This window comes from Mycobacterium florentinum (assembly GCF_010730355.1).
Classification (GTDB): domain Bacteria; phylum Actinomycetota; class Actinomycetes; order Mycobacteriales; family Mycobacteriaceae; genus Mycobacterium; species Mycobacterium florentinum.
This window is the reverse complement of record NZ_AP022576.1, coordinates 1503601-1526911: the sequence shown is the minus strand read 5'-3', so window position 1 is coordinate 1526911 and position 23311 is coordinate 1503601. Positions and strand designations below refer to the sequence as shown.

The window sequence follows — 23311 nt, the reverse complement described above, 5'->3', positions numbered from 1 at the left end:
AGCTACTTGTTCAAAAAGCCCGCGTCGACCGGCAGGGTCACGCCGGTGATGTAGCGCGCCTGGTCGGAGACCAGCCACGCCACCGCATTGGCGATGTCCTCGGCGTCCAGCGTCTCCACCGGCATCGCGTTGCCCATCGCCCCCGGCGTGTCGGTCGCGGCGGCCATCTTGGCCAGCCATTCCCGGGTGAACTCGTTGTTGATCATCGGCGTCTCCACCCCGGAGGGGTGGATCGAGTTGACTCGGATCATTTGCTGGGCAAGCAGATTCGCATAAATCCGCATCAACCCGACCACGCCGTGCTTGGCCGCGGCGTAGCCGACCGACCCGGCGTCCGGGCTGCCGACACCGGCCAGGCCCGCGGCCGAACTGATCAGCACGATCGACCCACCGTCGCCCTGCTTGACCATGGTGGGTATCGCGGCCTTGATCGTGTTGTAGACGCCGGTGAGGTTGACGTCGATCACGTCGCGCCAGCCGTCGTCACCGGATTGCATCGGGGCGATGCCGGCGTTGGCCACCACGATGTCGAGCCGGCCGAGCTCGTCGATGCCGGCCTGCACCGCGGCCGTCAGCGACTCGCGATCACGCACGTCGGCCTGTGCGGCCACGATGCGGGCGCCGGTGTCCTCGACGAGTTTGACGGTGGCCGCCAGGTCCTCGGGCGTGGCCAGGGCATAGGGGACGCTGGCGATCGGCGCACAGATGTCGATGGCGATCACATCGGCGCCGTCGCCGGCCAGCCGAACCGCGTGGGCGCGGCCCTGGCCGCGGCCCGCACCGGTGATCAGCGCGACTTTTCCCTTCAGTGGCCCTTCCGGGCCGCGCGCAGTCACTTGCGCAGTTGTCCCTTGTCCGGGTCGCCCGCGGGGATGGGCTGCAGCGTCTTGATGTCCGGCGCGCCGGACAGGTGCTCACCGGCCGCAGCGAACAGCTTGCCGATCGCGGGCGCCGTGCTGTGCACCTTGAGCGCCTCTTCGTCGGCCCACTGCTCGATGAAGACGAACGTTTCGCCGCTCTGTTGCACCGAGTAAAGCTGGCAGCCCGGCTCTTCGTGAACTTCTTCGACCGCGGCGGTGAGGATGTCGCGGACGATGTCGACCGACTCGGGTTTGACGGTCAAAGTGGCGACGACGACGACGGGCATGCGGAGCTCCTTGAGGGGTGGCGGCGGGATGTTTGTCACCCTACTCACGCGCGAATCGTGGCTGCCGGCACTCCTGCCGCGGCCGACGGGCCGTTTCGGGCCCCGCCGAGGCGCGCTGATGACCGAATTGACACACTTTTGTGACCCGTGTGGCAGATGGTGATTATGGGGCTAGTGCGACTAGGCTAGAGCCCATGGCTAGTAAGACCGCTGCCCGCTCCGGAACCCGAACGAGCAGGTCAAAGGCCACTTCGCGGTCTAGCGGGTCTCGAAGTGCGCGACCGGCACCCGCCCGCAAGAAGGCGAGCAGGCGGGCCAAACGGCGCCACCGGTCCCTGCTCGTCGCCGCCGGCATAACCGGCGGGCGGGCGATGCGGGCCACCTGGCTGATGGCGGCACGGGGTACCGGCGGCGCGGCACGGTCGATCGGGCGGGCCCGTGACATCGAGCCCGGGCACCGCCGCGACGGGGTCGCGCTGGTGTTGCTCGCGCTTGCCGTCGTGGTTGCCGCGAGCTCGTGGTTCGATGCCGCGCGGCCGATCGGCGCGTGGGTCGACGCGGTGCTGCGCACGTTCATCGGGGCCGGTGTCCTGGCGCTGCCGGCCGTACTCGGTGCGGTGGCGGTGGTGCTGATGCGCACTCAACCCAATCCCGAGGCGCGGCCGCGGCTGATCCTGGGCGCGAGCATGATCAGCTTTTCGCTGCTCGGTCTGCGCCACCTGTGGTCGGGTTCACCGGGAGACCCCGAATTACGCCGTCGCGCAGCAGGATTCATCGGCTTTGCGATCGGCGGCCCACTGGCCGACGGGTTGACGCCCTGGATCGCCGCGCCACTGTTGTTCATCGGCGCGATGTTCGGGCTGCTGCTACTGACCGGCACCACCATCCGCGAGCTGCCCGAAATGATGCGCGCCCTGTTCGGCACCCCGTTCGTCGACGAGCTCTACGCCGACGAGGACGACTACGAATACGCCGATGACGAAGCGCGCGAAGACTTTTCCGACGGGTACTACGACCAGGCCGCGCCGGATAAGGAGCCGCAGGCGTGGCCGGCGGCCGACAAGACCCCCGTCGTTCTCGACGACCCGCTGCCGGACGAGACGCCCACCGTTCCCGAACCCGCGATCGCGAAGACCCGCCGTCGTGCCGTCAAGAAGCCGGACACCCCGGTGGTCGACCGGGTCGTCGAAGGCCCCTACGCGCTGCCGTCGATGGACCTGCTCGTCCCCGGCGACCCACCCAAGAAGCGCAGCGCGGCCAACACCCAGATGGCCGAGGCCATCGGTGAGGTGCTGACCCAGTTCAAGGTCGACGCGGCCGTCACCGGCTGCACCCGCGGTCCCACCGTCACCCGCTACGAGGTGGAGCTGGGACCGGGCGTCAAGGTCGAGAAGATCACGGCGCTGCAGAAGAACATCGCCTATGCCGTGGCCACCGAGAGCGTCCGGATGCTGGCCCCGATCCCCGGCAAGTCCGCCGTCGGTATCGAGGTGCCCAACACCGACCGCGAAATGGTGCGGCTGGCCGACGTGCTCACCGACCCGTCGACCCGCCGGGACCACCACCCGCTGATCATCGGGCTCGGCAAGGACATCGAGGGCGAGATGATCTCGGCCAACCTCGCCAAGATGCCGCACCTGCTGGTGGCCGGCTCCACCGGATCCGGTAAGTCCAGCTTCGTCAACTCCATGCTGGTGTCGCTGCTGACCCGGGCCACCCCGGAAGAGGTCAGGATGATCCTGATCGACCCGAAGATGGTAGAACTCACGCCGTACGAAGGCATTCCGCATCTGATCACGCCGATCATCACCCAGCCGAAGAAGGCGGCCGCCGCGCTGGCCTGGCTGGTCGAGGAGATGGAGCAGCGCTACCAGGACATGCAGGCCTCCCGGGTGCGGCACATCGACGACTTCAACACCAAGGTGCGATCCGGCGCCATCACCGCGCCGCTGGGCAGCCAGCGCGAATACCGGCCCTACCCGTACGTGGTCGCGATCGTCGACGAGCTGGCCGACCTGATGATGACCGCGCCGCGCGACGTCGAGGACGCGATCGTGCGGATCACCCAGAAGGCCCGCGCCGCCGGCATCCACCTGGTGCTGGCCACCCAGCGCCCGTCCGTCGACGTGGTCACCGGGCTGATCAAGACGAATGTGCCCTCGCGGCTGGCGTTCGCGACGTCGTCGCTGACCGACAGCCGGGTGATCCTGGACCAGCAGGGTGCCGAGAAGCTGATCGGCATGGGCGACGCCCTGTTCCTGCCGATGGGCGCCAACAAGACCGTCCGGCTGCAGGGTGCCTTCATCACCGACGACGAGATCCACGCCGTCGTCACCGCCTGCAAGGACCAGGCCGAACCCGAATACACCGAGGGCGTCACCACCGCCAAGCCCACCGCCGAGCGCACCGACGTCGACCCCGACATCGGCGACGACATGGACGTCTTCCTGCAGGCCGTCGAGCTGGTGGTGTCCAGCCAGTTCGGCTCCACCTCGATGCTGCAGCGCAAGCTGCGCGTCGGCTTCGCCAAGGCCGGCCGGCTGATGGACCTGATGGAGACCCGCGGCATCGTCGGGCCGTCCGAGGGATCCAAGGCGCGCGAGGTGCTGGTCAAGCCCGACGAGCTGGCCGGAACGCTGGCGCTGATCCGCGGTGGCGCCAACGCCGACGGATCCGACCTCCCAGAGGAGTAAGACGCCGACTAGAGCGGCAGCCCAGATCGTCGCCGAACGTGCTCTCAGGGCGGGTTTTCGGCGGAATTTCCGCCACCAGAGCACGCTCGGCGGGTGGCCCGACTAGAGCAGCAGCAGCATCCGGGTGTTGCCCAGGATGTTCGGCTTGACGTAGCTCAGGTCCAGGAACTCGGCCACCCCGATGTCGTAGGAGCGGCACATCTCCTCGAACACCTCGGCGGTGACCGGCGTGCCCTCGATCTCGGTGAATCCGTGCCGGCCGAAGAACTCGGTTTCGAAGGTCAGCACGAAGATCCGCTGCAGCTGCAGCTCGCGGGCGGCGTCGACGAGCCGCGTGACGATCGCGTGGCCGACACCGTGGCCCGTCACCACCGGGTCGACCGCGACGGTGCGGATCTCGCCGAGATCCGACCAGAACACGTGCAACGCACCGCAGCCGACCACCCTGCCGTCGAGCTCGGCCACCCAGAACTCCTGGACGGCCTCGTACAGCGTCACCAGGGCTTTTTCCAGCAGGATCTTGCCCGCATAGGTGTCGACGAGGTGCTTGATCGCGGGGACGTCGGATGTTCGCGCGCGCCGGACGACGACCTTCTGGCTATCCCGAGAACGTTCGGTCACGGGTAACAGTATTGACATCTGGGGCGGCTGTGCTGGTCAACCGCTATTCTGATGCCGTGTCGGGGCAGCCGCAGACGGGACCGGTGGCGCCACGCGTCAGCATCGCCAACCTGGCCAATGTCCTCACGCTCTTGCGGCTGATGCTGGTTCCGATCTTCCTGCTCGCATTGTTCGCCGGGAGCGGTCACGAAACCGCGGCGCGGATCGTGGCGTTCGTGGTGTTCGCGGTGGCGTGCATCACCGACCGGCTGGACGGCCTGCTCGCCCGCAACTACGGCATGGCGACCGAATTCGGCGCGTTCGTCGATCCGATCGCCGACAAGATGCTGATCGGGTCGGCGTTGGTCGGACTGTCGATGCTGGGCGATCTGCCCTGGTGGGTGACCGTGCTGATCCTGATCCGCGAGATCGGGGTGACGGTGTTGCGGCTGGCCGTCATTCGCCGCGGCGTGATCCCGGCCAGCTGGGGCGGCAAACTGAAAACTTTTGTCCAGGCGGTGGCCATCGGGCTGTTCGTGCTGCCGCTGTCGGGGCCGTTCCTGGTGGCGGCGTCGGTGGTGATGGCCGTCGCGATCGTGCTGACCCTGGTCACCGGAATCGACTACGTGGCCTCGACCGTCAGGGAAGTGCGGCGGACGGGAACCTAGACGGCCGCTGCCGGCGTTGACCAGATGTAGCAGCTTTGCTCTGGAGACGAAGGAGAGCGAGATGTCGCCATTGGTGCGCGAGGTCATCGGCGAGGTGCTGCGCCTGGCCCGAACGGAACAGGGCCGGACGCTGCGCGAGGTATCGGACACCGCGCGGGTGAGCCTCGGTTATCTCTCGGAGGTGGAACGCGGCCGCAAAGAGGCCTCCAGCGAGCTGCTGAACGCGATCTGCGACGCGTTGGAGGTCCCGCTGTCGACGGTGCTCACCGACGCCGGTGAGCGAATGGCGAGCGAGGAGCGCTGGGCGCAGCGCGTGCCGAACGCGGAGGTCAGCACGACCACCATCGACGCGAGCACCAAAGTCGTCATCCCGCCGGTGGCATCGCTCGCCGCGGTCTGAGCGCGCACAGTGGCTGGGTGGCGGACGCGCGGCGCAGCCAGGGGTGGGGCGATCGGCGCCGACCCGATAAATTGAGCGACAAGCCAACCGGCACCCAGAAGCGAAGGCGGAGCTAACTCATGGCCAATCCGTTCGTCAAAGCGTGGAAATACGTCATGGCGCTGTTCAACGCGAAAATTGACGAGCACGCCGACCCCAAGATCCAGATCCAGCAGGCCATCGAGGAAGCCCAGCGCACGCATCAAGCGCTGACCCAGCAGGCGGCGCAGGTGATCGGCAACCAGCGTCAGCTGGAGATGCGGCTCAACCGGCAGCTGGCCGACATCGAGAAGCTCCAGGTCAACGTGCGCCAGGCGCTGACGCTGGCCGACCAGGCCACCGCCGGCGGGGACGCCGCCAAGGCCACCGAGTACACCAACGCCGCCGAGGCGTTCGCGGCCCAGCTGGTCACCGCCGAGCAGAGCGTCGAAGACCTCAAGACACTGCACGACCAGGCCCTGGGCGCGGCGGCGCAGGCCAAGAAGGCCGTCGAACGCAACGCCATGGTGTTGCAGCAGAAGATCGCCGAGCGCACCAAGCTGCTCAGCCAGCTCGAGCAGGCGAAGATGCAGGAGCAGGTCAGCGCGTCGCTGCGGTCGATGAGCGAGATCGCCGCGCCGGGCAACACGCCGAGCCTCGACGAGGTGCGCGACAAGATCGAACGCCGCTACGCCAATGCGGTCGGCTCTGCCGAGCTCGCCCAGAATTCGGTGCAGGGCCGCATGCTCGAGGTGCAGCAGGCCAGCGTCGAGATGGCGGGTCATTCCCGGCTCGAGCAAATCCGCGCGTCGATGCGCGGCGAGGCCCTGCCGACGGGCGGAACACCCGCGGCCCCCGGCGCCACCCCGGCCACCCCGGCCGAGGAACAAATCGCCGAGAAACCCTTTGGTCAGTAGCTCGACGGCCGGCGTGACATGGCGGTGAAGGCAACGCAGCGCGGCGCTTGGCGGGCAGTGCTGCAGCGCGGGCTGGACACCGCGGCCGATTTGTCCGGCTTCGTCGCCCAGAAGATCAGCGCGGCCGCCGATCCGCGGGCCCGGCTGCTGCGCCGTCGTCGTCGGGCACTGCGCTGGGCCTGGATCTTCACCGTCGGCAGCGTGTTCTGGGGTTTGGTCACGGCCGTGCTGGCGTGGTGGGGCTGGTTCGTGCTGCTGCTGCAGATCACCGGCGGGATCGCGGTGATCCAGGTGATTCCCGCGACGCTGCTGTTCTTCCGCTACCACTGGCTCAAGGCCGAGCCGCTGCCGGCCAGCCGACCCGTCAACGCCCGACGACTGCCGCCACCGGGTTCGGCGGCGCGGCCCGCGATGTATGCGCTCGGGGCGTCCGAGCGCGGGTTCTTCTCGCTGCTGGGTGTCATCGAGCGCGGCGCCATGCTGCCGGCCGACGAGATCAGCGACCTGACCGCTGCGGCGAACAAGACGTCGGCGGCGATGGCATCCACTGCCGCGGAAGTGCTGTCGATGGAGCGCGCGGCGCACCACTCGGAATCGTCGCGCGCGTATCTGGTGCCCACCATCAACGCGTTCACCGCACAGCTGAGTGCGGGCGTGCGGCAGTACAACGAAATGGTCACCGCCGTAGCGCAATTGGTTTCTTCAGCAAACGGTGATGGGTTAGCGGACGCGCACGAGCGTTACCGGGCCGAACTGGTCGAGGCTACCGACCGGCTGACCGGTTGGGCTCAGGCGTTCGACGAACTCGGCGGACTGCCGCGCCGCTAGGGGTTGGGTAACCGGTCCGCCACCATCGGCCACACGCGTCACGTGGACGGACCATGAGGCGATCCGCAGATGCGATATCGATTTCGAAAGTCGGTCCGTCGGGCAGCCCCGGCGAACGCTGACGTCAGAACGAGGCTTTGAGCGACGGAATCGCCAGCGCGGCCACGCCGCGCAGCAACGCCTTGGTCATGTCGAAGAAGTCGAAGTAGTCCCGCCACAACGTGATTCGTCCGTTGTGCACCTCGAACACGCCGCACACCCAGAACTGCAGGCGCAGCGGGCCCAAGATCAGCGCGTCGGTGCGTTCGGTGAGCACCGTGGCGCCGTCGGCGGCAATGCGGTGGAACTTGACCTCGAATCCCGCGCGGCCGTCCATGCGGCGGAACAGCTTCATCGCTGCCGCGCGGCCGTGGATCGTCGGCAATCCGACGTTCTCGTAGACGAGGTTGTCGTCCAGCGAGGCATCCGCGGTTTCGTAGTCCGCGTCCATCAAGGCGTTCAGAAAAGTCTCGACCGTGCGCGTGTTCGCGACGGCTGTCCCAGTCACCTCGGTCATGGTGCCAGCGTAGGCGCGTGCTGCCCGGGCACTGTGGCAGGGTAAGGCGGTGCGAGTCGCCGTGGTCGCCGGGCCGGATCCCGGGCACGCGTTTCCCGCGCTCGCGCTGTGCCAGCGCTTCCGGGACGCGGGCGACGAGCCCACCCTGTTCACCGGCGCGGAGTGGATCCAGGCCGCCCGCGACGCCGGCATCGCCGCTGTCGGGCTGGACGGGCTCACCGCGACCGACGAAGACCTCGACGCCGGGGCCCGGATCCACCGGCGCGCGGCCCGGATGGCGGTGCTCAATGTGCCGGCGCTGCGCGAGCTGGCGCCCGACCTGGTGGTGTCCGACGTCATCACCGCCGGCGGCGGCATGGCCGCCGAGCTGCTCGGCATCCCGTGGATAGAGCTCAACCCGCATCCGCTGTACCTGCCGTCCAAAGGGCTGCCACCGATCGGCAGCGGGCTGGCGCCCGGTACCGGGATTCGCGGCCGGCTGCGCGATGCCACGATGCGGGCGCTGACGGCACGGTCGGTGCGCGCGGGCCTGCAGCAGCGCGAGGCATCCCGGGCCGAGATCGGCCTGCCGGCGCGCGATCTCGGGCCGCTGCGACGGCTGATCGCCACGCTGCCGGCGCTGGAAGTGTCCCGCCCGGACTGGCCGGCCGAGGCCGTAGTGGTCGGGCCGCTGCACTTCGAGCCGACCGATCACATCCTCGAGGTGCCGGCCGGCACCGGGCCGGTGGTTGTCATCGCACCGTCGACCGCCCTGATCGGCACCGAGGGGCTGGCCGAAGTCGCGCTGGGGTGCCTGACGCCGGGGGAGACGTTGCCGGCGGGGTCGCGCCTGCTGGTGTCGCGTCTCGACGGTCCGAATCTGACGGTGCCGCCGTGGGCCGCCGTCGGGCTGGGACGTCAGGACGAGCTGCTGGCGCACGCCGATCTGGTGATCTGCGGCGGCGGCCACGGAATGGTCGCCAAGACGCTGCTGGCCGGGGTGCCGCTGGTGGTGGTTCCCGGCGGCGGCGACCAGTGGGAGATCGCCAACCGGGTGGCGCGGCAGGGGAGCGCGCGGCTGATCCGGCCGCTGACCGCCGGTGCGCTCGTCGAGGCGGTCAATGACGTGCTGGCGACGCCCGGCTACCGCGAGGCCGCGCGCACCGCGGCGTCCGGCATCCACCGCGTCGCCGACCCGGTGCGGGTATGCCACCAAGCGCTGGCACTCGTGAAATGACCGGGCTCGGTATGTTGGCTGGCGTGCGGCTGACGGAGTTCAACGAGCGGGTGGTGCTGCGGTTTGGCGCCGCTTACGGTGCATCGGTGCTGGTAGATCACGTGCTGCCGGGTTTCGAGGGCCGGACCGCCGCCCAGGCGATCGAGGACGGCATCGAACCCCGCGACGTCTGGCGGGCGTTGTGCGTCGACTTCGACGTGCCCCGCGAGCAGTGGTGAGCCGCTAACCACACTCAACGCCGGCCGGACCGGGGCGCCTGGCGAAATACGCAGTCGCCGCACACCGATCGTCCGGGAAGGCGATAGAACAGGCAGCAGCTGTCGCGCTTGAACCCCAGATGTGAGCCGGTGATGGCGCCGGACCCGGACAGCACGCCGGTGTTCAGCAGCGATTCGGTGCTCTCGACGATCCGCGCGCGCAGGTCAGGCCGGGCCGCGAGCAGCGCCCGTGACGCGCCGACGAGCGCCGACGCGATGTTGCCCGCCAGCAGGGCGGGCGCCAGTTTGACCTGCAGGCCGGCCGCGAACGGCTGCATATGGTGTTGCACCACAAGGCGATACAACAACTCCGCCGAGGTGTGCGCGACCTGCTCTCCGATGGGCTCGGGCAGGCGCAGCTGCGCCCCATCGTCGGCACGTTGCAGGTCTTGCAGGTCCGGGACGACGCCGTGGGCCAACGCGCAGGCCAGCACCGGGGACCACAGCCGGGTGGCGTGGCCGAGGTGAACCAGCGAGGCGCCGATCCGCAGGTCCGTCGTGTTGTAACGCTTTGCGGTGGTGTCGATCAAACCGGCAAAGCCGTCGGCGTAGTCCTGGCGGACCGGGTGCCATCCTGCCGCGGCGCCGCCCACGGTCAGCGCGAAAAACCCCCTGTAGGAAGATATTTCGGCAAGCTCGCCGGAGATATCCATGCGGCGCATCCAGCCTCTCTGGGGAGATCCGCCCCAGCGTCTAGTGAGGAAGCGCCGACGGTGAGTATCTGGCTCTCGGGTGGAGAAGATGTGCCCGATCACAGTGGCGGGACCGCACCGGATTCGCACCGGTTTCCTCAAGGTTCATGCGGGCCGTCGGCGCCCTGTCGGTAGCTGATGTTGCCACACGAAACGCCCGCGGCGTGTCGAACTTGAATCGAACAGGTGTTCGTCTACTGTGGGGATCGTTCGACGATGACTTGTCGGTGGGTCTCTCTAGTGTCACGGCCAACCGACCGATACCGGTCAGAGAACGACGACTACAGGAGAGACACCATGGCGCAAGCGCCCGACCGCGAAAAGGCCCTCGAACTGGCGATGGCCCAGATCGAGAAGAGCTACGGCAAAGGCTCGGTGATGCGTCTCGGCGACGAGACACGTCAACCGATCTCGATCATTCCCACCGGATCCATCGCGTTGGACGTGGCCCTGGGCATCGGCGGCCTGCCGCGCGGCCGGGTCGTGGAGATCTACGGCCCGGAATCCTCGGGTAAGACCACCGTTGCCCTGCACGCGGTGGCCAACGCCCAGGCCGCCGGCGGCGTCGCGGCGTTTATCGACGCCGAGCACGCCCTGGACCCCGATTACGCCAAGAAGCTCGGCGTCGACACCGATTCCCTGCTGGTCAGCCAGCCCGACACCGGTGAGCAGGCCCTGGAGATCGCCGACATGCTGATCCGCTCGGGCGCGCTGGACATTCTGGTCATCGACTCGGTGGCCGCCCTGGTGCCGCGCGCGGAGCTCGAGGGCGAGATGGGCGACAGCCACGTCGGGCTGCAGGCCCGGCTGATGAGCCAGGCGTTACGGAAAATGACTGGCGCGCTGAACAATTCGGGAACCACCGCGATCTTCATCAACCAGCTCCGCGAGAAGATCGGGGTGATGTTCGGCAGCCCGGAAACCACCACGGGTGGAAAGGCGTTGAAGTTCTACGCGTCGGTGCGCATGGACGTGCGCCGGATCGAGACCCTCAAGGACGGCACCGACGCGGTCGGTAACCGCACCCGGGTCAAGGTCGTCAAGAACAAGGTGGCACCGCCGTTCAAGCAGGCCGAGTTCGACATCCTCTACGGCCGCGGCATCAGCAGGGAGGGCTCGCTGATCGACATGGGTGTGGACCAGGGCTTCATTCGCAAGTCCGGTTCCTGGTTCACCTACGAGGGCGAGCAGCTCGGTCAGGGCAAGGAGAACGTCCGCAACTTCTTGATGGAGAACGGCGACATCGCCAACGAGATCGAGAAGAAGATCAAGGAAAAGCTTGGCATTGGCGCGGTAGTGACTGCTGATGACGACGTCCTCCCCGCTCCCGTCGACTTCTGATCCCTCCCGCGAAGAGCAGGCGCGGGCGTTGTGCCTGCGCCTGCTCACCGCCAGGGCACGCACCCGGGCCGAGTTGTCCGGCCAGCTCGCCAAACGCGGATACCCCGGCGACGTCAGCGCCCGGGTGCTCGACCGGCTGGCCGCCGTCGGGCTGGTAGACGACAAGGACTTCGCGAAACAATGGGTGCGGTCCCGGCACGCTCACGCGGGAAAGAGCAAGCGCGCCTTGGCCGCCGAGCTGCACACCAAGGGCGTCGACAAAGAGGTCATCACCACCGTGCTGGCCGGCATTGATGCCGGTGCCGAGCGGGACCGGGCCGAAGAACTGGTGCGGGCCAAGTTGCGGCGGGACACGCTCAGCGGCGACGACGCACGGCTCACCCGCCGGCTGGTGGGAATGCTGGCCCGACGCGGCTACAGCCAGAACCTGGCCTGCGAGGTCGTCCTGGCCGAGCTGAACGCCGAACGGGAACGCCGCCGCGTCTAGCTGGGCGTTAATCCCTCGGGCCCTGGTCGCCGTACCATAGCCCCGTGACTTCGACAGTGGCTTCGGCGCGTACCTATCAGGTGCGCACCTACGGCTGCCAGATGAACGTCCACGATTCCGAGCGGTTGGCGGGTCTGCTCGAGGCGGCCGGCTACCGGCGCGCCGACGAAGGCGCCGACGCGGATGTGGTGGTCTTCAACACCTGCGCGGTACGCGAGAACGCCGACAACAAGCTGTACGGCAACATCAGCCACCTGGCCCCGCGCAAGCGCGACAATCCCGACTTCCAGATCGCGGTCGGCGGCTGTCTGGCCCAGAAGGACCGAGACGCCTTGCTGCGCAAGGCGCCGTGGGTCGACGTGGTGTTCGGCACCCACAACATCGGCTCGCTGCCCACGCTGCTCGACCGGGCCCGGCACAACAAAGTCGCCCAGGTGGAAATCGTCGAGGCGCTGCAGGAGTTTCCGTCGTCACTGCCCAGCGCTCGCGAATCCGCCTATGCCGCTTGGGTTTCCATCTCCGTCGGCTGTAACAACAGCTGTACGTTCTGCATTGTGCCGTCGCTGCGGGGCAAGGAGGTCGACCGCAGCCCGGCTGACATCCTGGCCGAGGTGCGATCGCTGGTGGACGACGGCGTGCTGGAAGTCACGCTGCTGGGGCAGAACGTCAACGCCTACGGTGTCTCGTTCGCGGATCCGGCCCTGCCCCGCCACCGCGGTGCCTTCGCCGAGCTGTTGCGGGCCTGCGGCGGCATCGACGGACTCGAACGTGTGCGGTTCACCTCGCCGCACCCGGCGGAGTTCACCGACGACGTGATCGAGGCAATGGCGCAGACGCCGAATGTCTGCCCGGCCCTGCATATGCCGCTGCAGTCGGGGTCCGACCGGATGTTGCGGGCGATGCGGCGCTCGTACCGTGCCGAGCGCTACCTCGGCATCATCGATCGCGTGCGGTCGGCCATGCCGCATGCGGCCATCACCACCGACCTCATCGTCGGATTCCCCGGCGAAACCGAGGCGGACTTCGCGGCCACCCTCGACGTGGTGCGCCAGGCCCGGTTCGCGGCCGCGTTCACCTTCCAGTATTCGAAGCGGCCCGGCACACCGGCAGCCGAACTCGACGAACAGCTGCCGAAAGCCGTTGTGCAGGAACGCTATATGCGGCTCATCGAGCTGCAGGAGCAGATCTCGCTGGAGGGCAACCGCGAACTGATCGGCCAGACCGTCGAACTGCTGGTCGCCACCGGCGAGGGCCGCAAGGACGCGCGCACCGCCCGCATGACGGGGCGCGCCCGCGACGGCCGGCTGGTGCACTTCACCGCCGACACCCCGGTGCGGCCGGGAGACATCATCACCACCGCGGTCACCGAGGCCGCGCCACACCACCTGATCGCCGACGCCGGCATCCTGACCCACCGCCGCACCAGAGCGGGTGACGCGCACGCCGCACGAGTGCGCCCGCGCGGTATCGGGTTGGGCATGCCCGGCATTGGGCCGGCGATTGAACCGGTCGAACCCCTGGGATGTAGCCGATGACGAAAGAACACACGGACCTTGACGCACTGCGTGCCGAGATCGAGGCCGCAGAACACCGCGTTGCACGCGAAATCGATCCCGGCCCAAGGGCATTCATCGTCGCCGTCTTGGTCTTCGTGCTGCTGGGGTCGTTCATCCTGCCGCACACCGGCCAGGTCCGCGGTTGGGATGTGCTGTTCAGCAGCCACGGCGCCGGGGCGGCCGCGTTGTCGCTGCCTTCGAAGGTATTCTCTTGGCTGGCACTGGTTTTCGGCGTCGGATTCTCGATGCTGGCATTGCTGACCCGCCGTTGGGCGCTGGCCTGGATCGCGCTGGCGGGCTCGTCGATAGCCGGCGCGGCCGGGCTGTTGGCCGTGTGGTCACGCCAGACCGCGCCCGCCGGTAGTCCCGGCCCCGGCGTCGGGCTGTGGGTGGCATGGATCACCGTGATTCTGTTGACGTTTCACTGGGCCCGCGTGGTGTGGTCGCGCACGATCGTGCAACTCGCCGCCGAGGAGCAGCGGCGCCGGATCAGTGCCGAGGAACAGTCCAGGACGCTGCTGGAGACCCTGAGCGACCAGGACACCCCCGCTGATCCCGAAGCCGAGGCACCCCCGGACCGCTAGGACCTGCGGGTCAGCGCCTCGGCGGCCGCTTGGGCCCACTGCCGCCATTGTTCGGCGTTGGCCTGTGCCTCTGCGGCTTCCTTGGTCCGGCCGGCCGCGGCCGCCTTGCGGGCCTGCTGCTCGTAGTGCTCGGCGCGGGTCGCGAACTGCTCGGCCCTGGCCTGCGCCTCGGGGTCGGTCCAATTCGCCTCGCCGGCGTCGCGCACCTTCTTCTCGACGGCGCGCAGCCGCCGCTCCAGGTCGGCCGACCGCTCCCGGGGCACCTTGCCGATCGCGTCCCATTTGTCGGCGATCGACCGCAGCGCCGCCCGGGCGGCTTCGTGGTTGCTGGTGTCGATCTTCTCGGCCTCGGCCAGCAGCGCCTCCTTGGCGGTCGCGTTGGCCGCGAACTCCGCATCCTTTTCCGCTGACACGGCATTGCGGGCGGAGAAGAAGGCGTCCTGGGCGGCCTTGAACCGCTTCCACAGGGCGTCGTCGACCTCTCGGGTCGCGCGCCCCGCCGATTTCCATTCGGTCAGCAGCTTGCGGAACTCGGCACTGGTGCCGGCCCAGTCCGTCGAATCGGACATCTCCTCGGCCCGCTCGCACAGCCGTTCCTTGGACTGCCGCACGCCCGCGCGCTCGCGGTCCAATTCGGCGAAGTGCGAGCCGCGCCGCCGGTTGAATGCTTCGCGCGCCGCGGAATACCGCTTCCACAGCGCGTCGTCGACCTTGCGATCCAGGCCGGTGATGGTCTTCCACTCGTCGAGAATCTCGCGCATCCGGTCCCCGGCGACCTTCCAGTGCGTCGAGTTGGCGGCCAGATCCTCGGCCTCGGCGGCCAGCGCCTCCTTGCGGGCGGTCTGCGCGGCCCGATGCTCGTCGCGGCGGGAGCGATCGGCGGCGACCGTGGCGTCGGCCTGCTCCACCAGGGCGGTCAGCCGGCCCGCGAGCGCATCGATGTCGCCCAGCACGGAGGCCGTCGGCAACGTCTCGGCCAGCGCGGAGGCGTTCGCTTTGATCTTGCGGGCATCACCGCTTCCGGAGGCCAGCCGCTCCTCCATCAGCGTGACCTCGGTGCTCAGGTCCTCGAATCGCCGACCGAAGTGGGCGAAGGCCGCCTCACGGTCGCCGGCCTGCCAGGAGCCGATGATGCGTTCGCCGGCCGAGCTGACCAGCCACACCGTCCCGTCGTCGTCGACGCGTCCGTACTGGTGCGGATTGCTGGTCTGGGGCAACACCACCGGGTGGGCGCTGGGTCGCGGTGATGGCCCTGGGCGGGGACCGGGTCGCGGCCCGGGGCGTGGTGCCGGCTTGGGCGCGTCGCTGCAGCGGGGCTCGTGGTCGGTCATGCTCTCTACACCTTTCGCGCGCTTGCTTTCCCGCGCATCTGCCGCGCTTAGCGGCGCCTCTACGGTCGGGAGACCTGCTGCTACCGACAGCCGCTCCGTCACCGATTCCACCAGTATTCAAGCAGCTTGCGGGTCCGTATGCGGCAACCTGATTCCCGGCACCCGGACGACCCCTGTGTAACAGTGGGTGCACCCAGTGTGTTTATTCGTGAACCGCCCTCGACTTCGGAGAGAACCCGCAGATGAACAAGGTGGATATCGCCGCGTTGCTCGCGTTGAGTTCGGCGCTGTGCGTCGCGATCGGCGACGTGCTCCAGCAACGCGCGACGCACCGGATCACCGACACCTCGCTGGGCCAGATGCAGCTGTTCGCAAAGCTGGCCCGCAATCAGCGATGGCGGTGGGGCGTGCTGATCCTGATCGGGAGCATCGGGTTGCAGGCGGCCGCGCTCGACCAGGGGTCGGTGTTGCTGGTGCAGGCGTTGCTGGTGCTCTCGCTGCTGTTCGCGTTGCCGATCAGCGCGAGATTGGCCCAGCGCACCGTCTCCGGGCGGGAGTGGATCTGGGCGATCGTGCTGACCGCCGCGGTGTGCGTGATCGTGACGGTCGGCAACCCGCGGGCGGGTCATGCCAACGCCCCCCTACAGACCTGGGCGTACGTCGCGGCGGTGCTGGGGCCGCTGCTGATCGGGTCCATTGTGGCCGCCCGCGTCCGGGGCGGCACGGTGGCCGCGGTGCTGTTCGCCTTCGTCTCGGGTTCGCTGTGGGGGATCTTCGCGGTGCTCACCAAGGGCGTTGTCCATCGGCTGGGCGAAGGTGGCTGGGCGGTGTTGGTCAGCCCTGAGGTGTACGCCTGGCTGCTGGTCGCGCTCGGCGGTTTCGCGTGGGAGCAATCGGCGTTCCGCGCCGGTGCGCTGACCGCGTCGATGCCGACCCTGCAGGTGGCACAGCCCGTCGTAGCGGCTTTGCTGGGTGTCGTCGTCCTCGGCGAAACGCTGAACACCGGCCGCGGCGGGATGGTCGCGCTGATCGCGGCCGCGTCGGTGGTGGCGGCGGCCACCGCCGAACTCGCCCGCATCGACGCCGTCGCGACCAGCAAACGCATCGAGGCCGCGCTCGATGACGCCGCCGAGCAACCGGCGTAGCCGGCGCACCCGGCTCGGGTAACGGTTCGATTCCACCGTTGCCAAGGCCGTAGGGCCACCACGCGGAGCCCGGTACCGTGATAGTGACAATTGGTGTTGTTGGTACTTGTGGGGCTGGAGGGGGCACGTCAAGATAGCGAGGGTGGGGTCGCAGCGCCGACTGACTTGACCCGCTGCACAGCGGTCGCGATCGTTGTCGTCGGCGATGTTGGGGCGGCGGCCGGTCGTCCGGCTGTGACACCATTGGGGTGGGTTCTTCGGTCCTATCGGGCGTCACCAGTCAGCCACAGCCGCTCCACAGGCTGTACATAGGTTCGTGAACTACTTATTGCGCAGGACCGTTTCTCCGGAAAGCAGCGCGGGCGATTTCATCGCTCACACAACCGAAACGGTTCCGAAACGGGTAGTGAATACCCGCCGCAGATGATGGCCCACGGGGCCGTGCCGGGGAGGAGGTCGCAGATGGAGAAAATAGATATCGCGGTTGTTCTCGCCCTGCTCGCCGCGTTCGCGTCGGCACTGGGGAATGTCGTGCGTCAGCGTTCGGCGCAGGAGATCACCGACAAGCCGGTGGGCCACCTCGAGCTCTTCCGGATGTCGGTGCGCGACGGTAAGTGGTGGCTCGGGGCCGGCGGAGCCATCGCCAATTACGCGCTGCAGGCCGCCGCGCTGACCATGGGTTCCGTGATGCTGGTGACGTCGCTGCAGGTGACGGCCCTGTTGTTCGCGCTGCCGATCTACGCGCACATGACCCGGCGCTCGGTCACCCGCTGGGAATGGACGTGGGCGCTGCTGCTGGCCGCCGCGCTGGCCGTGGTGGTCGTCGTCGGCGATCCGGATCCCGGTGCCTCGCGCGGCTCGGTGCAGACGTGGATGGTGGTGGCCCTGGTGATGGGCCCCGCGCTGGTGTTCTGCCTGTGGGGCGCGCGCAAGTGGCCCGGCTCGGTGGCCGCGGTGCTGCTGGCCATCGTCGCCGGTTCGTCCTTGGCGCTGTTCGCGGTGCTGACCAAGGCCGTGGTGGTGATCGTCGGGGACGGCGTCGGTGCGCTGTTGACGGCGCCCGAGTTCTACGCGTGGATCGCCGCCGCGCTGGCGGGCATGATCTTCCAGCAATCGTCGTTCCGGGCCGGTTCGCTGACCGCCTCACTGCCGACCTCGGTGGTGGCCAAGCCGGTCGTCGGTTCGATCCTGGGCATAGCCGTGCTCGGCGAGTACCTGGACTGCAACGGGACGGCGGAGGTCGTGCTCGCGGTCGGTGTCGTGGTGGTGGTCGTCGCGACCGTGGCACTGGCCCGCGGTGAGGCCGCGACCATGTCGAGCAGTTTCACCGAGAAGCTGGCGAAAAAGGCACTGCGCCGATCGGGCGAGGTCCGGCTCGCCGAGGCGGAGTGCAGCCACTGACCGCAACGGCCGACCGCCTGGCCGGTTGACGTCGTGAGCGTCGATTAGTTTGATCTCGTGCTGAGCGCCATCGCGATCGTTCCCTCCACACCGATGCTCGTCCCGGAGCTCGCCGGGGCAGCGGCCGCCGAGGTGGCCGACCTGGTTACGGCGGTGATGGCGGCGGCGGCGCTGCTGCCGTCGCGGTGGGTGGTCATCGGAACGGGCGGTGCCGACGAAGTGCTGGGCCCCAACGGGATCGGCAGCTTCGCGGGCTACGGCGCCGACGTGCGTGTTTACCTCTCGCCACCGGGAGCCGACGAGCCCGCCGGGGCCGTGGCCGACTTCCCGCTCTGCGCGCTGATCGCCGGCTGGCTGCGCGGCCAGGCCCGGCCCGAGGCCGGCGCGCAGGTTCGGGTCTATCGCGACGGCCACGACGTCGACGCCGCGCTGAGCATCGGCAGGCGGCTGCGCGCCGAGATCGACGCCGAGCCCGATCCGGTCGGCGTGCTGGTCGTCGCCGACGGCGCGAACACCCTGACGCCGGGCGCGCCCGGCGGCCATGACCCCGCCAGCCCCGATGCCCAACTGGCTCTCGACGACGCCCTGGCCAACGGCGACGGCGCCGCGCTGGCCCGGCTGCCGGAGCCGATCCTCGGGCGGGTCGCTTTCCAGGTGCTGGCCGGGCTGGCCGAGCCGGGTCCGCGTTCGGCCAAGGAGCTGTACCGGGGAGCGCCCTACGGTGTGGGGTACTTCGCCGGAGCCTGGCAGCCATGAGACCCCTGGCGATCATCGGCCCCACCGGGACCGGCAAGTCGCAGCTGGCCCTCGACGTCGTCGAGCAACTCAGCGGCGAGGTGGGCGCCGAAATCGTCAACGCCGACGCCATGCAGTTCTACCGCGGCATGGACATCGGCACCGCCAAGCTGCCCGTCGACGGGCGCCGCGGCATCCCGCATCACCAGCTCGACGTCCTGGACGTCACCCAGACCGCGACCGTTGCCCGCTATCAGCGAGCCGCCGCCGCGGAGATCGAGGCGATCGCGGCGCGCGGCGCGGTGCCGGTCATCGTGGGCGGTTCGATGCTCTACGTCCAGTCGCTGCTCGACGACTGGACGTTCCCCGCGACCGATCCCGCGGTACGGGCGCGCTGGGAACAGCGCCTCGCCGAGGTCGGGGTGGGGATGCTGCACGCCGAGCTGGCCCGCCGCGACCCGGCCGCCGCCGCGGCGATCCTGCCCACCGATGGCCGCCGCACGGTGCGCGCACTCGAGGTCGTCGAGCTCACCGGCCGGCCGTTCGCCGCGTCCGCGCCGCGCATCGGTGCTCCGCGGTGGGGCACCGCGATCGTCGGATTAGACTGTGACACAACCATTCTCGATGAGAGATTGGCCCGCCGCACCGACACCATGTTTGCCCTCGGCTTGGTCGACGAGGTGCGCGCGCTGCTGCTCGAGGGTCTGCGCGACGGCGTCACCGCGTCGCGCGCGCTGGGCTACGCGCAGGTGCTTGCCGCCCTCGATTCCGACGACCCCGAAGCCCTGCGCGACGCGCAGCAGCTGACGTTCGTCGGCACCCGGCGCTACGTGCGACGGCAGCGGTCGTGGTTTCGCCGCGACCACCGGGTGCACTGGGTCGACGCAGCGGGTACCGGTTTGGTCGAGCAGGCTTGCCGGGTGTGGCGGCAAGTACCCTGAACAGGTGATCCGCGCCGCGACGATGCTTCCGGCGCAGCCGGGATCGGAGGAGCGGCGCAGATGATCTTTGCCAAGGGCCACGGCACCCAGAACGACTTCGTGCTGCTGCCCGACCTCGACGCCGAACTGTCGCTGACCGCGGCGCGGGTGGCCGCGCTGTGCGACCGCCGCCGCGGATTGGGTGCCGACGGGGTGCTGCGGATCACCACCGCCGGTGCCGCGCTGGAGGCCCGGGTGCTCGATCGGCTGCCCGACGGCGTCGGCGCGGACGACTGGTACATGGACTATCGCAACGCCGACGGCTCGACCGCGCAGATGTGCGGCAACGGCGTGCGGGTGTTCGCGCACTACCTGCGGGCCAGCGGCCTGGAGGCCCGCGGCGAGTTCGTCGTCGGATCGCTGGCCGGGCCGCGGCTGGTCACCCTGCACCACGCCGACCCCACCCATGCCGACGTCACCGTCGACATGGGCAAGGCCAACCGGCTGGGAGCGGGGGAGGCCGTCGTCGGCGGCAGGCGACTGCGCGGGCTGGCCATCGACGTGGGCAATCCGCACCTGGCCTGCGTCGACCCGGAGCTGACCGGCGACGGGCTCGCCGCGCTGGATGTCGCCGCGCCGGTGCAGTTCGACCGGGCGCAGTTCCCGGAAGGGGTCAACGTCGAAGTGCTGACCGCGGCCGCCGACGGCGTGGTGCAGATGCGGGTCCACGAGCGCGGGGTGGGCGAAACCCGTTCGTGCGGAACCGGAACGGTCGCGGCGGCGGTGGCCGCGCTGGCCGACGCCGGGGACGACACCGGGACGCTGACCGTGCGCGTGCCCGGCGGTGACGTCGTCGTCACCATCACCGACGCCACCAGCTATCTGCGCGGGCCGTCGGTGCTGTTGGCGCGTGGCCTAGTGAGCGAGGATTGGTGGAGCGCCCAATAATTCGGATGCACGTCGCGGATTTCGCGTGCACTATTGCTAATTGCCTATGACACACCCCGAAACCCCGTACCACGATCGGCCGGCCGGCCATTCCGCGTCCGAGCCCAGCGTCGGTGAACTCGCTCTCGAAGACCGCTCGGCACTGCGCCGCGTCGTCGGGCTGTCCACCGAACTCGCCGACGTCTCCGAGGTCGAGTACCGGCAGCTACGACTGGAACGTGTCGTGCTGGTGGGGGTGTGGACCGAGGGCAGCGCGGCCGACAACCAGGCCAGCCTGGCCGAACTGGCAGCCCTGGCCGAAACCGCGGGCTCGCAGGTGCTCGAAGGCCTCATCCAGCGCCGCGACAAGCCCGACCCGTCGACCTACATCGGCTCGGGCAAGGCCCAGGAGTTGCGGGAAGTGGTCGTGGCCACCGGCGCCGACACCGTGATCTGTGATGGCGAGCTGTCTCCGGCGCAGCTGACCGCGCTGGAGAAGGCCGTCAAGGTCAAGGTCATCGACCGTACCGCGCTGATTCTGGACATCTTCGCCCAGCACGCCACCAGCCGCGAGGGCAAGGCGCAGGTGTCGCTGGCTCAGATGGAGTACATGCTGCCGCGGCTGCGCGGCTGGGGTGAGTCGATGTCCCGGCAGGCCGGTGGCCGCGCCGGCGGCAGCGGCGGCGGGGTGGGCCTGCGTGGTCCCGGTGAGACCAAGATCGAAACCGACCGGCGCCGTATCCGCGAGCGGATGTCCAAGCTGCGCCGCGAGATCAAGGACATGAAGCAGGCCCGCGACACCCAGCGCAGTCGCCGTCTGCACAGCGATATGCCGTCGGTCGCGATCGTCGGCTACACCAACGCCGGCAAGTCCAGCCTGCTCAACGCGCTCACCGGAGCCGGGGTGCTGGTGCAGGACGCGCTGTTCGCCACCCTGGAGCCCACCACCCGGCGTGCCGAATTCGACGACGGACGCCCGTTCGTGCTCACCGACACCGTCGGGTTCGTGCGGCACCTGCCCACCCAGCTGGTCGAGGCATTCCGATCGACGCTGGAGGAGGTCGTCGACGCCGATCTGCTGGTGCATGTTGTGGACGGCTCCGACGTCAACCCGTTCGCCCAGATCAATGCGGTGCGTCAGGTGATCTCCGAAGTGATCTCCGACCACAACGGGGAGCCCCCGCCGGAGTTACTGGTGGTGAACAAGATCGACGCGGCCGGCGATCTGATGCTGGCCAAGCTGCGGCACGGGCTGCCCGGCGCGGTGTTCGTCTCCGCGCACACCGGTGACGGCATCGACGCGTTGCGCCGCCGGATGGCCGAACTGGCCGCTCCCACCGACGCCGCCGTCGACGTGGTGATCCCCTACGACCGCGGCGACCTGGTGGCCCGCGTGCACGCCGACGGCCGGGTCCAGCAGGCCGAGCACAACCCCGAAGGGACGCGGATCAAGGCCCGGGTCCCGGTGGCGCTGGCTGCCAGTCTGCGGCAATTCGGCGCCGCGGGCGACGAGGTCTCCTAACCGCGCCACCATCGGTCGGCGAAAGTCCGACCCGATCGGCCCGGGCCAGCTGCCGACCAACCGTCTGGTTGGTATATGTTGGTCGGCAGAGTTCCCGGCGGCCGGAGGTTTTCCATGGGCAGTGCAATCAAGTACCAGCGCACACTGTTTGAACCCGAGCACGACCTGTTCCGCGAGTCCTACCGGGCCTTTCTCGAGCGCCATGTCGCGCCGTACCACGACGAGTGGGAGAAGGCGAAAATCGTCGACCGCGGTGTCTGGCTCGAGGCCGGCAAGCAGGGATTCCTCGGCATGGCGGTGCCCGAAGAGTATGGCGGCGGCGGCAATCCCGACTTCCGGTACAACACGATCATCACCGAGGAAACCACCGCCGGGCGATACAGCGGGATCGGCTTCGGACTGCACAACGACATCATCGCGCCGTATTTGCTGGAGCTGGCCAACGAAGAGCAGAAGCAACGCTGGTTGCCGAAGTTCTGCACCGGGGAAATCATCACCGCAATCGCGATGACCGAGCCGGGAACCGGCAGCGATCTGCAGGGCATCAAGACCCGGGCGGTCAAACAGGGCGACCACTATGTGCTCAACGGCGCAAAGACGTTCATCACCAACGGAATCAATTCCGACCTGGTGATCGTCGTTGCGCAGACTGATCCGGACAAGGGCTCACAAGGCTTTTCGCTGCTGGTCGTCGAACGCGGCATGGAAGGCTTTGAGCGCGGCCGGCATCTGGACAAGATCGGACTCGACGCGCAGGACACGGCGGAGTTGTCGTTCACCGACGTCAAGGTTCCCGCCGAAAACCTGCTCGGCGAGGAGGGCAAGGGCTTCATCTACCTGATGCAGAACCTGCCGCAGGAGCGGATCAACATCGCGGTCATGGCGGCCGCCGCGATGGAGCAGGTGCTCGAACAGACACTGCAATACACCAAGGAGCGCAAAGCCTTTGGCAAGCCGATCGGCAGTTTCCAGAACAGCCGCTTCGTGCTGGCCGAACTGGCGACCGAGGCCACCGTGGTGCGCATCATGGTCGACGAGTTCCTGCGGCTGCATCTGGACAAGAAGCTGACGGCCGAGCAGGCGGCGATGGCCAAGTGGTACTCCACCGAAAAGCAGGTGCACCTGATCGACCGGTGTCTGCAGCTGCACGGCGGCTATGGCTACATGCGCGAATACCCAGTCGCTCGTTCCTATCTCGACGCCCGGGTGCAGACGATCTATGGCGGCACAACCGAGATCATGAAAGAGATCGTCGGGCGCAGCCTCGGGGTCTAGCCGCGTGATCGCGACCCCCATCGGCTAACGTCGGCGGCGGTGAACCAATCCCGCTGTCACGCAACAACGAATCGTGGACGGATGCGCGGTGCCCG

The 23311-nt window shown here is 68.7% G+C and carries 24 protein-coding genes and 1 riboswitch; of the genes, 18 read left to right on the top strand and 6 right to left on the bottom strand.

Going from position 1 to position 23311, the window contains the following annotated elements; genetic code table 11:
* Window positions 1-2: 2 nt before the first annotated feature.
* The gene (locus G6N55_RS07185) at window positions 3-836 is read right to left on the bottom strand and encodes a mycofactocin-coupled SDR family oxidoreductase (protein WP_085226649.1); all 834 of its coding nucleotides are present in this window, start codon (window positions 834-836) and stop codon (window positions 3-5) included.
* A complete protein-coding gene (locus G6N55_RS07180; RefSeq protein WP_085226651.1) occupies window positions 833-1147 on the bottom strand; it encodes a putative quinol monooxygenase in 315 nt (104 codons plus the stop codon). Before G6N55_RS07180 ends, G6N55_RS07185 begins: the two co-directional genes overlap by 4 nt.
* Window positions 1148-1341: 194 nt before the next feature.
* Between G6N55_RS07180 and G6N55_RS07175 the strand changes: the two genes are divergently transcribed.
* Window positions 1342-3840, top strand: coding sequence for an FtsK/SpoIIIE family DNA translocase (locus G6N55_RS07175; protein WP_085226653.1), 2499 nt, complete (start codon window positions 1342-1344; stop codon window positions 3838-3840).
* A gap of 102 nt (window positions 3841-3942) precedes the next feature.
* Here G6N55_RS07175 and G6N55_RS07170 read toward each other — a convergent pair whose 3' ends face one another.
* The gene (locus tag G6N55_RS07170) at window positions 3943-4461 is read right to left on the bottom strand and encodes an amino-acid N-acetyltransferase (RefSeq protein ID WP_163667212.1); all 519 of its coding nucleotides are present in this window, start codon (window positions 4459-4461) and stop codon (window positions 3943-3945) included.
* 56 nt (window positions 4462-4517) lie between these two features.
* Here G6N55_RS07170 and pgsA point away from each other — a divergent pair, with 56 nt between their 5' ends.
* From pgsA to pspM, 4 genes are all read left to right on the top strand, one after another.
* Window positions 4518-5108, top strand: coding sequence for a CDP-diacylglycerol--glycerol-3-phosphate 3-phosphatidyltransferase (gene pgsA / locus G6N55_RS07165; protein ID WP_197747392.1), 591 nt, complete (start codon window positions 4518-4520; stop codon window positions 5106-5108).
* Window positions 5109-5169: 61 nt separating this feature from the next.
* Window positions 5170-5508 (top strand): transcriptional regulator ClgR, encoded by a 339-nt coding sequence (clgR, locus tag G6N55_RS07160; protein ID WP_085226656.1) that lies wholly within the window; start codon window positions 5170-5172, stop codon window positions 5506-5508.
* A 119-nt stretch (window positions 5509-5627) separates the two neighbouring features.
* Window positions 5628-6443: a phage shock protein PspA gene (gene pspA, locus G6N55_RS07155; RefSeq protein ID WP_085226658.1), complete on the top strand. Its 816-nt coding sequence runs from the start codon at window positions 5628-5630 to the stop codon at window positions 6441-6443.
* Between the two features lie 18 nt (window positions 6444-6461).
* On the top strand, window positions 6462-7271 hold the full coding sequence (pspM, locus tag G6N55_RS07150) for a phage shock envelope stress response protein PspM (RefSeq protein ID WP_085226660.1): 810 nt from the start codon (window positions 6462-6464) through the stop codon (window positions 7269-7271).
* 124 nt (window positions 7272-7395) lie between these two features.
* On the opposite strand, the gene G6N55_RS07145 is transcribed toward pspM, so the two are convergent.
* The gene (locus G6N55_RS07145) at window positions 7396-7827 is read right to left on the bottom strand and encodes a limonene-1,2-epoxide hydrolase (protein ID WP_085226662.1); all 432 of its coding nucleotides are present in this window, start codon (window positions 7825-7827) and stop codon (window positions 7396-7398) included.
* A gap of 49 nt (window positions 7828-7876) precedes the next feature.
* On the opposite strand from G6N55_RS07145, the gene G6N55_RS07140 reads away from it, so the two are divergent.
* Both G6N55_RS07140 and G6N55_RS07135 read left to right on the top strand, forming a co-directional pair.
* On the top strand, window positions 7877-9043 hold the full coding sequence (locus G6N55_RS07140; protein WP_085226664.1) for a glycosyltransferase: 1167 nt from the start codon (window positions 7877-7879) through the stop codon (window positions 9041-9043).
* 23 nt (window positions 9044-9066) lie between these two features.
* Window positions 9067-9261 (top strand): DUF3046 domain-containing protein, encoded by a 195-nt coding sequence (locus tag G6N55_RS07135; RefSeq protein ID WP_408632725.1) that lies wholly within the window; start codon window positions 9067-9069, stop codon window positions 9259-9261.
* A gap of 14 nt (window positions 9262-9275) precedes the next feature.
* Here G6N55_RS07135 and G6N55_RS07130 read toward each other — a convergent pair whose 3' ends face one another.
* Window positions 9276-9953: a (2Fe-2S)-binding protein gene (locus G6N55_RS07130; protein ID WP_085226666.1), complete on the bottom strand. Its 678-nt coding sequence runs from the start codon at window positions 9951-9953 to the stop codon at window positions 9276-9278.
* Window positions 9954-9995: 42 nt separating this feature from the next.
* Window positions 9996-10126: riboswitch (cobalamin riboswitch) on the bottom strand.
* Between the two features lie 163 nt (window positions 10127-10289).
* On the opposite strand from G6N55_RS07130, the gene recA reads away from it, so the two are divergent.
* From recA to G6N55_RS07110, 4 genes are read left to right on the top strand one after another with little or no spacing between them, the layout of a single operon-like run.
* The gene (gene recA / locus G6N55_RS07125) at window positions 10290-11333 is read left to right on the top strand and encodes a recombinase RecA (RefSeq protein WP_085226668.1); all 1044 of its coding nucleotides are present in this window, start codon (window positions 10290-10292) and stop codon (window positions 11331-11333) included.
* The gene (gene recX, locus G6N55_RS07120) at window positions 11299-11820 is read left to right on the top strand and encodes a recombination regulator RecX (protein ID WP_085226670.1); all 522 of its coding nucleotides are present in this window, start codon (window positions 11299-11301) and stop codon (window positions 11818-11820) included. Before recA ends, recX begins: the two co-directional genes overlap by 35 nt.
* 44 nt (window positions 11821-11864) lie before the next feature.
* Window positions 11865-13355 (top strand): tRNA (N6-isopentenyl adenosine(37)-C2)-methylthiotransferase MiaB, encoded by a 1491-nt coding sequence (gene miaB / locus G6N55_RS07115; protein ID WP_139827077.1) that lies wholly within the window; start codon window positions 11865-11867, stop codon window positions 13353-13355.
* Window positions 13352-13960, top strand: coding sequence for an Rv2732c family membrane protein (locus G6N55_RS07110; protein ID WP_085226674.1), 609 nt, complete (start codon window positions 13352-13354; stop codon window positions 13958-13960). Before miaB ends, G6N55_RS07110 begins: the two co-directional genes overlap by 4 nt.
* Here the strand turns inward: G6N55_RS07110 and G6N55_RS07105 are convergent.
* Window positions 13957-15291: a DUF349 domain-containing protein gene (locus tag G6N55_RS07105; RefSeq protein WP_085226676.1), complete on the bottom strand. Its 1335-nt coding sequence runs from the start codon at window positions 15289-15291 to the stop codon at window positions 13957-13959. The genes G6N55_RS07110 and G6N55_RS07105 overlap by 4 nt on opposite strands.
* Before the next feature lie 242 nt (window positions 15292-15533).
* Between G6N55_RS07105 and G6N55_RS07100 the strand changes: the two genes are divergently transcribed.
* The 7 genes from G6N55_RS07100 (at window position 15534) to G6N55_RS07070 (ending at window position 23216) form a co-directional block, all read left to right on the top strand.
* The gene (locus G6N55_RS07100; protein ID WP_085226678.1) at window positions 15534-16436 is read left to right on the top strand and encodes a DMT family transporter; all 903 of its coding nucleotides are present in this window, start codon (window positions 15534-15536) and stop codon (window positions 16434-16436) included.
* A gap of 462 nt (window positions 16437-16898) precedes the next feature.
* Window positions 16899-17837 (top strand): DMT family transporter, encoded by a 939-nt coding sequence (locus tag G6N55_RS07095; RefSeq protein ID WP_169718519.1) that lies wholly within the window; start codon window positions 16899-16901, stop codon window positions 17835-17837.
* Window positions 17838-17894: 57 nt separating this feature from the next.
* Window positions 17895-18593 carry a class III extradiol ring-cleavage dioxygenase family protein gene (locus G6N55_RS07090; protein WP_085226680.1) on the top strand — a complete coding sequence of 233 codons (699 nt, stop codon included), beginning with the start codon at window positions 17895-17897 and terminating at the stop codon, window positions 18591-18593.
* Window positions 18590-19513: a tRNA (adenosine(37)-N6)-dimethylallyltransferase MiaA gene (miaA, locus tag G6N55_RS07085; RefSeq protein WP_085226682.1), complete on the top strand. Its 924-nt coding sequence runs from the start codon at window positions 18590-18592 to the stop codon at window positions 19511-19513. Before G6N55_RS07090 ends, miaA begins: the two co-directional genes overlap by 4 nt.
* A 60-nt stretch (window positions 19514-19573) precedes the next feature.
* Window positions 19574-20440 (top strand): diaminopimelate epimerase, encoded by an 867-nt coding sequence (dapF, locus tag G6N55_RS07080; protein ID WP_085226684.1) that lies wholly within the window; start codon window positions 19574-19576, stop codon window positions 20438-20440.
* A gap of 46 nt (window positions 20441-20486) precedes the next feature.
* Window positions 20487-21941 (top strand): GTPase HflX, encoded by a 1455-nt coding sequence (hflX, locus tag G6N55_RS07075; RefSeq protein WP_085226686.1) that lies wholly within the window; start codon window positions 20487-20489, stop codon window positions 21939-21941.
* Between the two features lie 114 nt (window positions 21942-22055).
* Window positions 22056-23216: an acyl-CoA dehydrogenase family protein gene (locus G6N55_RS07070; protein ID WP_085226688.1), complete on the top strand. Its 1161-nt coding sequence runs from the start codon at window positions 22056-22058 to the stop codon at window positions 23214-23216.
* Window positions 23217-23311 lie beyond the last annotated feature (95 nt).